The sequence below is a fragment of the Streptomyces sp. NPDC002785 genome, assembly GCF_040295565.1.
GTDB lineage: Bacteria > Actinomycetota > Actinomycetes > Streptomycetales > Streptomycetaceae > Streptomyces.
The window spans coordinates 13622-26401 of the sequence record NZ_JBEOVN010000028.1; the positions used below are offsets into that span (position 1 = coordinate 13622).

The window sequence follows — 12780 nt, forward strand, 5'->3', positions numbered from 1 at the left end:
CGGACCCTCAGCTTGACGGCGTACGGTCTTGAGCCGCCACGTCGGCAGGGCAGCGTGGGCACTGGAACCGATGACGAGGCGTCCGACGTCCTCAGGCCCAGTCTGCTTCCTCTCCCGGCCAACCGGTTGCGAGCCATCGACAGGCGCCACCGCAGGTTCCCGGAACCCGGAGCTGATAGTGATTCGTCCCGGGTAGGACGGTGAGCGTCAGGGACGTTCGCCGGGCTTGTCGACGACGCCCCAGGCGGCACGAGCGGAGACGATCACGGGCTTCTGCTCCACCCTCTTGTTCTCAGCAAGCGGCAGTTGCTCTCCCTTGTACGTGGGCGAGCCGGGCGTCTGCCCGACATCGCGCTTCTCCCCCAGGTACGCAAAGGTCTTCGGGTCGAAGAAGATCTCCTGCTTGCCCTGCCAACCCGCGGCAGTGCGCTCGGTGTAGTTGACGAAGACTCCGATCGCCTCGCGACCGATCGGATCCTTGACTCCCTTCTCCACGCGAGCACCGGAAACCTTTGCCAGCGCTCGGAACATACCCGCCTGCGCCTTGGGCGGGATCAGGATGGAGCGGTACAGGACGTCCAGTTCCCGCCAGTCTCGCTGTGCCCTCGTCTCGCCCTTGATCGTGCCTATGGCGTGCTCCTGGCGGATACGCCGCATCATCGCGCCGGGGTCTCCGGGCAGTGTCGTGAGAAAGCGGTAGAGCTGCGGTTGAGAGCGGTAGTCGGAGTCCGACTTGGCCGTCTTCTTCACCTCTTCCTTGGACCAGTAACGGACCTGAAGCTTGTTCGGATCAAAGGACTTGGGGTCGCCGTGCCAGGGGAGGCCGGGCAGGAGGGCTCCGCCGGTCCCGTCCCACCGTTGCCACGACTCCGTCGTCTGCGGCTTTCCGTCGGCGAAGTTCGTGCTCTTCTCATAGACCCATTGCTTCGGTCCGGGCTCGGTGGCGCCCTTGCTCTCCACCGTGGCCGCGGCCAGCTCGAGAGCCTCGGCGGAGGCCCGCGCCGACAGCACCCGGGGGCCGCCCGCGGTGGCGTCGCCCGGCAGGGTCGCGACGATGCCCCCCGTCACGGCGACGGCTGCCGCTGCCGCGGTGAGCAGGAGGACTCTGCGGCGCGGGAGCGCGCCGGTCAGGGCGGCCCAGGGCGCGGTTTTCCGCCCCGCGATACCGGTGCCGCTCTGCCCGGCCCGGACGAGCCGGGCCCGCTGCGAGGCCAGGCGTTCTTTGTCCGGCAACGGGCAGTCCCCTCGCAGGGCGCGTACTTCGGTCATCTCGTTCATGCGGTACCACCTTCGAGGACTCGTTCATCGATTACGGGACTGTGCTCGCCCAGCGCCGTGCGCACCTTCTTGCGGGCCCGGTTGAGCCGGGAGCGGACGGTCCCCACGGGGATCTCCAGGGCCTCGGCGATCTCCTGGTAGGAGAAGTCGGCCCAGGCGAAGAGGAGCAGCACGTGACGATCGCCCTGTGAGAGGCGGGCCAACGCGGCGGCCAGTGGCCGGGAAGCCGCCTGTGCCGCGACACGGTCGTCGGCGTGCTCGGTCCAGGTCTCCGCCACAGGATCGTGACGGGTGCGGGCGAGGAGCTTCAGAGCCTTCACTTCGTCACGGCGGTGCCGGCTGATCAGTTTGGCGGCGATTCCGTGGAGCCAGGGACGTATCGAGGCTCGGTCCGGGTCGTAACGGTCGCGTATGCGGAAGGCTGTCAGGAAGGTTTCCGCGGTGACGTCGTCGGCTGCGTCACGGCCGAGGCGACGCGCGACGTACTGGTGGATCGCAGGCGAATGGCGGTCGAAGAGGTCCGCGAACCGCTCCGGCTCGGCGAGCGAGGTACTGACCAGCCAGGCATCGTCATCCGCGGTGGCGCCTTGTGACGCGTCGGCTCTCACCGAGGGCCGGCACGGTGTGTATGTCATCGGCAGTCCGTTGAGTTGGGTCTGACGAGACCGGAGCACCGGCCGGAATCGTCCACGGTGCCGGATATCACCTGAAGCTCACCACGAGCGAGGGCCGGATCACCGCACTCCACCTGGCGGGGGCCGCTTCGGACGGTACCGACCAGGAAATCCTCCGGTACCGCTACACCGACGGCCACCTCACCGAGGTCATCAACTCATCAGGGCTCCCACTCCGGTTCACCTACGACGACCGTGACAGGGTCACATCCTGGACCGACACGAACGACAGCCGGTACGAGTATGCCTACGACGACCGGGACCGGTGCATAGCCGAGGGCGGCGCCGCAGGTCACATGGCACTGCGCCTGGATTACGACGGAACCGATCCCGAAAGCGGGATGCGCGTCACCACCGCCACCAGCAGTGGAGCCGTCCACCGCTACGTCATCAATGACAGCTACCAGGTGGTTGCCGAGGTCGACCCGCTGGGCGCGACCACCCGCTTCGAACGCGACCGCTACAACCGCCTGCTGTCCCGCACGGACCCGCTCGGCCGCACCAACCGCTTCGCGTACGACGAGGCAGGACAGCTGACCTCTGCGGTCCGCGCGGACGGCCGGGAAATGTCCGCCGAGTACAACGACCTTCGCCTGCCGGTCCGCGTCACCAACCCGGACCGGACCGTCGTCCGCCAGGAGTACGACGAGCGCGGCAACCGTCTCGCTGTCATCGACCCGTCCGGTGCCGTGACCCGTACCACCTACAACGAGGCCGGCCACGCAACCTCGGTGACGGATGCGCTCGGCAATACGACCAGCATCCGCAGCAACGCGGCCGGTTTGCCGCTTGAGATGACCGATCCGCTCGGCGCCATGACATGCATCACCCGGGATGCCTTCGGCCGACCGGTCACCCTTACCGACCCGCTCGGTGTGGTCACTCGCCTGGAATGGACTGTGGAGGGCAGGCTGTCCCGGCGCACAGACGCGGACGGCACCACGCAGTCCTGGACGTACGATGGCGAGGGCAATTGCCTCACCCACACCGATGCCATGGGCGCTGTCTCCCGCTTCGAGTACACGCACTTCGACCTCATGACGGCCCGCACCGGCCCCGACGGCGTGCGCTACGAATTCGCCCACGACCACGAACTCCGCCTCACACAGGTCCTCAACCCCCAAGGACTGACCTGGAACTACACCTACGACGCCGCCGGGCACCTCGTCTCCGAAACAGACTTCGACAACCGCACCCTGGCCTACGACCGCGATAGGGCAGGCCGCCTGACCGCCCGCACTGACGCCCTCGGCCAGGCCATCTGCTACGAGCGGGACGATCTGGACCGGATCGTCTCCAAGAACGCCGCAGGTGCTGTCACCACCTTTGCCTACGACTTCTCCGACCAGCTTGCCGAGGCCGTCAACGCGGACGCCACCATCACGTACCTGCGTGACCGCTATGGCCGTCTCCAGTCTGAAACCGTCAACGGCCGGAAGATGACGTACCAGTACGACCGGCTCGGACGCCGCACCGGCCGCACCACCCCCAGCGGCGCGGTCAGCACCTGGACGTATGACGCGGCAGGCCGACGCACCTCACTGACCACTTCGGGCCGCGTCCTCAGCTTCGAACACGACGCGGCGGGTCAGGAGATAGCCCGCCACATCGGCGACAGCGTCAGCCTGACCTCACAGTTCGACACGATGGGCCGCCTCACCACCCAGCAGGTCACCGGAGCAGGCCGCAGCATCCAACGCCGCGACTACACCTACCGCGCCGACGGCAACTTGGTGGCACTCACCGACCAACTCATTGGCTCCCGTACTTTCGACCTCGACGCGGCCGGCCGTGTCACTGGTGTCCATGCGGCTGACTGGACCGAGCGCTACGCCTACGACGAGGCAGGCAATCAGAGCGAGGCTTCCTGGCCGGCCTCGCACCCCGGGCAGGAAGCCCTCGGCACACGTGAGTACACCGGCACGACCATCAATCGCGCGGGCAACATCCGCTACGAACACGACGCCCTCGGCCGCATCACCGTTCGTCGGAGGGTGCGTCTCTCCCGTAAACCGGACACTTGGCGCTACGAATGGGATGCCGAGGATCGTATGCGCTCAGTCACCACGCCGGACGGCGTGGTGTGGCGCTACCAGTACGACGCCCTCGGCCGTCGCACGGCGAAGATCCGCTTCGCGAAGGACGGTGAAATGGTCGTTGAACAGGTGCACTTCACATGGGACGGTACGACACTGTGCGAACAGACGACCGGGGCACGTACGCTACCTAACCCGGTGACTCTCACCTGGGACCATGATGGCCTGCGACCCATCTGTCAGACGGAACGCATTACCGCGGACGAGACTTCGCAGCGCGAGATCAACTCCCGCTTCTTCGCCATCGTTACCGATCTCGTTGGTGCTCCCAGCCAACTCGTCGACGAAAGAGGCGACGTCACGTGGCACACCCGTAGCACTCTATGGGGCGCAACGGCCTGGACAGCAACAAGCTTGACGTACACACCGTTGCGCTTCCCCGGTCAGTACTTCGACTCGGAAACAGGACTCCACTACAACTACTTCCGCTACTACGACTCCGAATCCGCCCGTTACCTCACCGCTGACCCCCTAGGACTGGCACCGTCACCGAATCCCGCGACCTACGTGAGTAACCCCCATGAGTGGAGCGATCCGCTGGGTCTTGCACCGCGATGCCTGAACGAAACCGGCAAGGAAGGCAAGCAGGCAAATGAGAACTTCATCGCCGGTTCAGCCGAAGCGGAACGGCTTGCTGATCGATTGCGCGGTGAATCAGCGGGATCCATGTTCAATGAAGACGGATGGCTCACTCTGCAGGCCAGAGCAGAGTCTCGGCGCGTCATCGCAGGAGAGGACATCGGGAATCCTGCCGTGCGTGAACTCATGACCGCGGACGGCAGCAACCTCAGCGATTGGGGCAAGTACACCACCAAGACCCACCAGTCGCCTTACGGGGACTTCCAGGTCCATTATTACTACAACCCCGAGACCGGCAGGCTTCTCAACTATGACTACAAAGTCATCATGAATAGAAGGTGATTTACTTGCGTGCTCGATTCACACTTCCGCAGACCGCGGACCCTCGGATTCTTCAGGGTCTTGACTCGCTCAAGGAGGGGCTGGAATACGTAGTTCTCGAGGTGTTCGCACAATACGAAAAAGGTGTACAGTTCCGCGTCGAAGTAGTCGGGGAGGACAGTGCGCTTTTTAATAGCAGGGCGTTCGTGGTGACGTCGCACTCCCTGCCGCCGACCTGGAAATACTTTCAGTTCGAAACGGGATCTTTCGCCCTGCGTCCGGAGTCATGGAATCAATTGGGCTTCTGGGAGTCCTACTATGATCGCGAACCGAAAGCGGTTGAGATTTACGAGGCAGAGAAGCGGAAGATTTTGTCCGCTTCATGATTCCAGCACAGTTGCGTTTACTTCCGTGAGCGTTCGCAAGGAACTGTGAAACGTTCGGCTCTGTCTCACATCCGGTGGTAACGCACGGTGAGCGCGATTGCTGACGGTAGTGCATCAGGTCGGGGCGGGTCTTCGCGGTTGACTGGCTCCACCCCTCGGACCGGTCGTGCTGCCGACGCAGCGCATCAACGACTGCTGGATCCGTCTGCGGGAGGAGATCAGTCCGCAGGCATGGAAGCAGGCCCTCGCCGATTCCTCCGGGCACTTGGCGCTCCCCGAGATCGATGCGCGGGCGCTGAAGGGACTCAAGTTCGCCGAGGCTCTGCCGGCCCGGCTGGCGGAGGCAACACTGGCGCTCAGGTTCTCCGACTGTGCAGGGCGCGCAGGCTGTGCTGGAGGAGGCGGCACGGTTCGTGTCCCTGCCGGGCTCCTGACGGCACTCAACGGTTTATGGGGCAGACCGGAGTGAAGAAGGTCGCTCACGGCGGTGTTCGGCGACCTCGGCGCAGGAGGGGTCGGACCCGGCCCCTGCAGCATGGCTCTCTCGTACGGGCTCGGGGTGCTCGCGAACGACCCTCTGGTGCGGGCCGTGGTGTGTTTCGGCCGCATGGTCGCCGTAGACCTGCTCGCATGCCGGAGGCGTCGTACCCCGGCGCGGTGGCACGCAGGGGTACGGCGCCTGAGCCCGTTTCAGACCAGCTGCTCGTACGCCGGCAGCGTCAGGAAGTCCGCGTAGTCCTGGTCCAGGGAGACCTGGAGCAGGAGGTCGTGGGCCTGTTGCCATTTGCCGGATGCGAATGCCTCGTCGCCGATCTCGGTGCGGATCGCGGTGAGTTCCTCGGCCGCGATCTCGCGGGCCAGGTCCGCCGTGGCGTGTGCGCCGTTTTCGAAGACCACGTCCGCGTTGATCCACTGCCAGATCTGTGAGCGCGAGATCTCGGCGGTGGCCACGTCCTCCATGAGGTTGAAGATGGCGACGGCGCCCATGCCGCGCAGCCAGGCCTCGATGTAGCGGATGCCGACCGCGACGGCGTTGCGCAGGCCGTCGTATGTGGGCTTGGCGTCCAGGGTGCCGATGGCGATCAGGTCGCCGGCGGCCACCGAGACGTCCTCGCGCAGGCGGTCCTTCTGGTTCGGCCTCTCGCCGAGGACCGCGTCGAAGGAGGCCATGGCGATCGGGACCAGGTCCGGGTGCGCGACCCAGGAGCCGTCGAAGCCGTCGTGCGCCTCGCGGTCCTTGTCGGCCTTGACCTTCTCGAAGGCGACCTTGTTGACCTCCGCGTCGCGGCGGGACGGGATGAAGGCCGCCATGCCGCCGATGGCGTGTGCGCCGCGCTTGTGGCAGGTGCGGACGAGGAGTTCGGTGTACGCGCGCATGAACGGAGCGGTCATCGTCACCGCGTTGCGGTCCGGGAGGACGAACTCGGCGCCGCCGTCACGGAAGTTCTTGACGATGGAGAAGAGGTAGTCCCAACGGCCCGCGTTCAGCCCGGAGGCGTGGTCGCGGAGCTCGTACAGGATCTCCTCCATCTCGTACGCGGCGGTGATCGTCTCGATGAGGACGGTCGCGCGGACCGTGCCCCGAGGGATGCCGACGTAGTCCTGGGCGAAGACGAAGATGTCGTTCCAGAGGCGGGCCTCCAGGTGCGACTCCGTCTTCGGGAGGTAGAAGTACGGGCCCTTGCCGAGGTCGATGAGGCGCTGGGCGTTGTGGAAGAAGTAGAGGCCGAAGTCGACCAGTGCGCCCGGCACCGGGACGCCGTCGAGCTGGAGATGACGCTCATTCAGATGCCAGCCGCGTGGGCGGGTGACGACCGTCGCGAGCTCGGCGGCGGGCTTCAGGGCGTACGACTTACCGGACCCGGGGTCTGTGAAATCGATGTTGCGGGTGTAGGCGTCGATCAGATTGAGCTGGCCGACGATGACGTTCTCCCATGTGGGGGCGGAGGCGTCCTCGAAGTCGGCGAGCCAGACCTTGGCGCCCGAGTTCAGGGCGTTGATGGTCATCTTGCGGTCGGTCGGACCGGTGATCTCCACCCGGCGGTCGTTCAGCGCGTCCGGGGCCGGTGCGACTTTCCAGGAGTCGTCCGCGCGGATCGCCGCAGTCTCGGGCAGGAAGTCCAGCGTGGAGGTACGGGCGATCTCGGCGCGGCGCTCGCCCCGGCGGGCGAGCAGCTCGTCACGGCGGGGCGTGAACTGCCGGTGCAGCTCGGCCACGAACGCGAGGGCCGCGTGGTTAAGGACCTCGTCCTGCCGGGGCAGGGGCTCGGCATCGACGATGACCAGTGCGGACATGAGCTGTCACTCCTTCAGCAGGCGGTACGGGCGGCTTCTCACGGCCGCCGGGTCCCCTGAAACGGACGTGGCGGGCCCAGGGCTCCGGGATGCGGCCGTGGGTGCCGTCTGGGACGGGGTGCAGAGGGCTTCTGGTTAGTGGATAGTAGTTTTCTCATGGTGGAAGTTCAATGCGTTGTTGATGTCGAGATTCTCCGGGTCGACAGAAGTGGAACGCTGTTGGCACCGGGTGCCGCACCGTTCACTCAAGGTGCTTCAGGTCCTCCACCGTGTCGATGTCGTACGCCTGAGCCACATCGGAACACTCGACGAGCGTGATCGCATCGCGGTGCGCCCGCAGATACGCCCGAGCGCCCTGGTCGCCCACCGCTCCCGCCGCGATGTCCGCCCACCGGTCGGCCCCGAACAGCACCGGATGGCCGCGTTCCCCGTCGTACGAGGCGGCCACGAGACTCGTCCGGGAGCGGTACGCCGATCGCACCCGTGCCACCGCGTCCGGGCCGATGCCCGGCTGGTCGACCAGGAGGACGAGCGCCGCGTCCGCGCCCGTACCGGAGAGCGCCCCGAGCCCCGCCCGCAGCGACGAGCCCATGCCCTCGGTCCACTCGGGGTTGACGGTCACCGTGCAGCCGGCGAGGTCGGCGCGTGCTCGTACCTCTTGCGCCGCCGCGCCCAGGACCACATGGACGCGGTCGCAGCCGCCCTCCCGCAGCACACGTACCGCGTGCTCCACCAGCGGCCGGCCGCGGTGTCCGAGCAGAGCCTTGGGCCGCCCGCCGAGTCGCCGTCCGCCGCCCGCGGCGAGCAGCAGCCCGGCGACCACCGGGGTCTTTGTTGTCCGATTCATGCGGACTGGATACCTCAGATGTCCCCTCTTCGCGCAAGCGGGCACAGGCGGGGCAGGGGAGGGTGGCGCCGTCCATGGAGACATATGTGCGTCACCCTTTCGGGACACCCTGAATTCTGTCCGCGGAGTGGTGCTCGATACCTGTCATGGCGTTAACTTGCGCGCATCCCCGGACACTTGATCGCGGTCCGGGGACCGGTCGAAGCACTGGCACAAGGATGCGTGAGGGGGAGTGCTTTGTTGCGAAGCATGGGGCAGACGCGGGTGACCGGCAGTGGTGAGGATCCGAGGGTGACGGAGCTGCGTACGGCCGTCTCCCGGCTCCGCCGAGAGCTGGCGGGGCATCCCGCGGAGTTCCCGGACCGGGGGATCGCCGAGGACGAGCTGGCCGCGCTGGATGCGATGGCCGTCAGGGGCGCACCCGAGATTCCGCGTCTGCGCCGTTCGCTGCTGCTGATCGCGGGGGCGATCGGCTCGGTCAGCGCACTGGCCTCCGCACTCAGGGACGTACGCGTCGCCGTGGATCTCTTCGGCGAGCCGCCGCGCCGCTGAATTACGCCGGCGGGAAGTCAGCGGCGGATCAGCCGACGCGCCGTCGCCGCAGCGACCGCCGAGGTGCGGGAGTCCACGCCCAGCTTGGCGTAGATGTGCACCAGGTGGGACTTCACCGTTGCCTGGCTGAGAAAGAGCTTCTTGCTGATCTGCAGGTTCGACAGGCCCTCGCCGACCAGCTGCAGAACTTCCAGTTCGCGCTTGGTCAGGGCCTCGGCCGGGGTCCGCATGCGGTCCATCAGCCGGTGGGCCACGGCCGGGGCGAGTGCGGACCGGCCGGCCGCAGCCGTGCGTACCGCCGCCGCCAGCTCCTCGGGCGGGGCGTCCTTCAGCAGATAGCCGGCGGCGCCCGCTTCGACCGCGGCCAGGATGTCGGCGTCCGAGTCGTACGTGGTGAGAATCAGCACTCTGGGCGCGCCCGCCTGCGCTGTGATGGCCGCGGTGGCCTGCGAGCCGTGCATGCCGGCACCGAACTGCAGGTCCATGAGGACGACGTCGAACTCGCCGGTCGCGGCGAGCGCGACGGCCCGCTCGGCAGTGGCCGCCTCGGCGACCACAGAGAAGTCGGGTTCGGCGTCGAGCACGGCCCGTAGCCCCGCCCGTACCACCGGGTGGTCGTCGGCGAGCAGCAGCCTGATGGGGATGGTCATGCGGCGTCCTGTCCTGGCCGGCCGTCGTGGAGCGGAAGGGGAAGCGGAAGGGTGAGGGCGACCGCCGTGCCCTGGCCGGGCGCGGACTCGACACTCAGCGTGCCGCCCAGCGAACGGGCCCGCGAACGCATCGCGGGCAGGCCGAAGCCGCCGGTGCCGGTGTCCGCCGCGACCGGCCCGCTCCCCGGGGTGAAACCGCGGCCGTCGTCGACGACGTCCAGCGACACCGAGGTGTCCATGAAGCTGAGAGTGATCTCGGCGCGCCGCGCCCCGGCGTGCTGCACCGTGTTGGCCAGCGCCGACTGGGCGGTACGCAGCAGCGCCACCTCGTAGGGGGTGGGCAGCTCCACCGGAGTGCCGCTGACCGCGAACTGCACCGTCAGGCCGGGGGCCGTGGTGCGGGACGAGAGGCGTTCCAGGGCGGCTGCCAGGGAGCCGTTCTCCAGGTCGGGCGGCGACAGGGCGCGGACGAAGCGGCGGGCCTCGGCGAGATTGTCCTGCGCGGCCTCGCGGGCCCGGAGGACATGCGCGGTGGCGGGGTCGTCGGCGGGCAGCGTGCGTTCGGCGGCACGCAGCAGCAGCTGGATGCTGGACAGGCCCTGCGCCAGCGTGTCGTGGATCTCGCGGGCCAGCCGCTCACGTTCGGCGAGCGTGCCCGCCGTACGTTCCGCCTCGGCCAGCTCCGCCCGCGTCGACACCAGTTCTTCGATGAGCTCGCGGCGCCGTTCGCTCTCCCGGAACAGCGCCTCGTACCCGAGGACCGTCGCGACCGCGACCGCCGCCCCGAGCACCGGGCCGATGAACGTGCCGGGATTGACGGCCTGGCCGTGCAGCACGAAGCTTGCGATGCCGACCGCCGCGGTGACGGCGACGGTCGGCAGGGACCAGCGCGTCGGCAGCAGATGCAGTTGCAGGAAGTAGAGAGGGAAGGCCACCCACAGGGCGTCGGGCGACAGGACGAGCAGTACCAGCCAGACAGCGCCGAGCAGCGCCAGCCACAGGGCGGCCGCGCGGTTGTGCGGCTGTACGGCGTCGGCGAGCGCGCCCGCCGCGTACACGCCGGCCATCACACAGCTGACCACGACAACGGCGGTGGCGTGCGGTGTGCCGTCACTGACGGCGCGTAGCGCCGCGAGCGCGAGCAGCCCCACCAGCAGTGCATGCAGACACATCCGCAGCGCGACGGCGACCGGGGGGTGGGCACGGGTTTCCATAATTCTTCCAGCGTAGACGGACGGTGCCCGCGGCCGGTCAATCGAAAGGTTGATGTCATTACCCACCGCCGAGCGATGTTTCCGAGGGCCCGTGCGCCGAAGCTGGAAGCATGTTCGTCGCATGGAGAGATCTCCGGTTCGCCAAGGGCCGGTTCGCGCTCATGGGCACGGTCGTGGTGCTGATCACGCTGCTGGTGGGCCTGCTGTCCGGTCTCACGGCCGGTCTGGCCCGGGAGAACACCTCGGCCGTCACGGGGCTGAACGCCGACCACCTCGCGTTCGCCGCCCCGCCCGACGGCCAGTCGGTGTCCTTCACCAATTCGACCGTGAAGGAGAGTGCCTGGCGGAGCTGGGCGAAGCAGCCCGGTGTGAGCGCCGCGGAGCCGCTCGGTATCCGTACCCTCAACGCCGCCGCCGCCGACGGGAAGCACACGGCCGCGGTGTCGGCGTTCGGTGTCGAGCCGGACGGGCGTCTGGCGCCCGACGGCGGTGCGCCGGTCGCCAAGGGGAAGGTGGTGCTGTCCGAACAGGCCGCCGACGACCTGGGCGCCGAAACCGGAGACCGGCTGCGGCTCGGCGGCACCGAGGTCACCGTCGCGAGGGTCGCGGGAGACGCCTCGTACAGCCATACCCCGGTCGTGTGGACCTCGCTCGACGACTGGCAGCGATTCGGGGCCGACGGCTCCGGCCGGGCACTGCACGCCACGGTGATTGCGCTGACCACCACCGGCGACGCCGACCTCCCCGCGGGCGACAGGGCGGCGGACACCAGCACGCTCTCCCTCGAAGGCTCCCTCACCGCCATCGGCTCCTACCAGGCCGAGAACGGCTCGCTCCAGATGATGCGCGGCTTCCTCTACGCCATCTCCGCCCTGGTCATCGGTGCCTTCTTCACCGTCTGGACGATCCAGCGCAGCGGCGACGTCGCCGTCCTCAAGGCCCTCGGCGCCTCCACCCCGTATCTGCTGCGCGACGCACTCGGCCAGGCCGTCGTGATGCTCGCCATCGGCACGGGGGTGGGCACCGCGCTCGCCTCCGGCATCGGTGCGCTGGTCAGCGGCGGGGCCGTGCCGTTCGTCCTCGACGCGGCGACCGTCCTGGTCCCGGCGGCCGTGATGATCGTCCTCGGTGCCGTCGGGGCGGCCCTGTCCATCCGGCGGATCACCGCCGTCGACCCGCTCACCGCACTCGGGAGTGCCCGATGACCCTCACCCTCGCCGATGTCACCCTCACCTACCCCGACGGCGACGGCCGGCTCACCGCCCTGGACCGGGTCTCGCTGGATGTGCCCGCGGGTTCGCTCACCGCGGTCGTCGGACCGTCCGGCTCCGGCAAGTCCAGCCTTCTGGCGGTGGCCGCGACCCTGGTCACCCCGGACGAGGGACGGGTCGTCGTCGCCGGTACGGACACCGCAATCCTCGGCCGCGCCGAGAAGGCGGCGCTGCGCCGCGAACGCATCGGCATCGTCTTCCAGCAGCCCAATCTTCTGCCGTCCCTCACCGCGGCCGAACAGCTTCAGGTGATGACCCATCTGTCGGGCGGCGCCGTACGTGCAGCCCGCGGCCGGGCGCTGGAGCTGCTGGACGCGGTCGGCCTCGCGGACAAGGCCGACCGCAGGCCCCACCAGCTGTCGGGCGGACAGCGTCAGCGGATCAATATCGCGCGAGCCCTGATGAGCGACCCGGCGGTCCTGCTCGTCGACGAACCGACCAGCGCACTCGACCACGAGCGGGGTGCGGCGGTTCTCGAGCTGCTGGTCACGCTGACCCGACAGCGGTCGACGGCGACGGTGATGGTCACCCACGACAGGGCCCATCTGGACCGGGTGGACTGCACAGTCACGATGGACGACGGCCGTCTGACGGTACCTGCACCGGCCTGAGATGTG

General features: G+C 68.1%; 11 protein-coding genes and 1 pseudogene. 6 read left to right on the top strand and 6 right to left on the bottom strand.

Annotated features, from left to right (window positions below):
- Positions 1–207: 207 nt before the first annotated feature.
- Together ABTZ94_RS10325 and ABTZ94_RS10330 are read right to left on the bottom strand one after the other, a co-directional pair.
- Positions 208–1278 (bottom strand): CU044_5270 family protein, encoded by a 1071-nt coding sequence (locus ABTZ94_RS10325; RefSeq protein ID WP_351199454.1) that lies wholly within the window; start codon positions 1276–1278, stop codon positions 208–210.
- Positions 1275–1913, bottom strand: a complete 639-nt coding sequence (locus tag ABTZ94_RS10330; protein ID WP_351199456.1) for an RNA polymerase sigma factor — start codon at positions 1911–1913, stop codon at positions 1275–1277. Before ABTZ94_RS10330 ends, ABTZ94_RS10325 begins: the two co-directional genes overlap by 4 nt.
- 23 nt (positions 1914–1936) lie before the next feature.
- Between ABTZ94_RS10330 and ABTZ94_RS10335 the strand changes: the two are divergent.
- The 3 genes and pseudogenes from ABTZ94_RS10335 to ABTZ94_RS10345 form a co-directional block, all read left to right on the top strand.
- Positions 1937–4600: pseudogene (locus ABTZ94_RS10335) on the top strand (RHS repeat-associated core domain-containing protein); the annotation flags it as partial.
- A 374-nt stretch (positions 4601–4974) separates the two neighbouring features.
- A complete protein-coding gene (locus tag ABTZ94_RS10340; RefSeq protein WP_351199458.1) occupies positions 4975–5334 on the top strand; it encodes a hypothetical protein in 360 nt (119 codons plus the stop codon).
- Between the two features lie 166 nt (positions 5335–5500).
- Positions 5501–5803 (top strand): hypothetical protein, encoded by a 303-nt coding sequence (locus ABTZ94_RS10345; protein ID WP_351199459.1) that lies wholly within the window; start codon positions 5501–5503, stop codon positions 5801–5803.
- Between the two features lie 221 nt (positions 5804–6024).
- On the opposite strand, the gene aceB is transcribed toward ABTZ94_RS10345, so the two are convergent.
- Positions 6025–7629: a malate synthase A gene (gene aceB, locus ABTZ94_RS10350; protein ID WP_351199461.1), complete on the bottom strand. Its 1605-nt coding sequence runs from the start codon at positions 7627–7629 to the stop codon at positions 6025–6027.
- Between the two features lie 241 nt (positions 7630–7870).
- Positions 7871–8476, bottom strand: coding sequence for a nucleotidyltransferase family protein (locus ABTZ94_RS10355; RefSeq protein ID WP_351199463.1), 606 nt, complete (start codon positions 8474–8476; stop codon positions 7871–7873).
- A gap of 249 nt (positions 8477–8725) precedes the next feature.
- On the opposite strand from ABTZ94_RS10355, the gene ABTZ94_RS10360 reads away from it, so the two are divergent.
- Complete coding sequence (locus ABTZ94_RS10360; protein WP_351199465.1) at positions 8726–9028, top strand: DUF5955 family protein; 303 nt, start codon at positions 8726–8728, stop codon at positions 9026–9028.
- A gap of 17 nt (positions 9029–9045) precedes the next feature.
- Here the strand turns inward: ABTZ94_RS10360 and ABTZ94_RS10365 are convergent, their stop codons facing one another.
- Positions 9046–9678 carry a response regulator gene (locus tag ABTZ94_RS10365; protein WP_351199467.1) on the bottom strand — a complete coding sequence of 211 codons (633 nt, stop codon included), beginning with the start codon at positions 9676–9678 and terminating at the stop codon, positions 9046–9048.
- Entirely contained in the window at positions 9675–10892 is a 1218-nt protein-coding gene (locus ABTZ94_RS10370; RefSeq protein WP_351199469.1) for a sensor histidine kinase, read from the bottom strand. Before ABTZ94_RS10370 ends, ABTZ94_RS10365 begins: the two co-directional genes overlap by 4 nt.
- A 110-nt stretch (positions 10893–11002) precedes the next feature.
- On the opposite strand from ABTZ94_RS10370, the gene ABTZ94_RS10375 reads away from it, so the two are divergent.
- The gene (locus tag ABTZ94_RS10375; RefSeq protein ID WP_351199471.1) at positions 11003–12097 is read left to right on the top strand and encodes an ABC transporter permease; all 1095 of its coding nucleotides are present in this window, start codon (positions 11003–11005) and stop codon (positions 12095–12097) included.
- A complete protein-coding gene (locus ABTZ94_RS10380; RefSeq protein ID WP_351199473.1) occupies positions 12094–12774 on the top strand; it encodes an ABC transporter ATP-binding protein in 681 nt (226 codons plus the stop codon). The genes ABTZ94_RS10375 and ABTZ94_RS10380 overlap by 4 nt, the downstream gene beginning before the upstream one ends.
- The last annotated feature ends 6 nt before the right edge of the window (positions 12775–12780 follow it).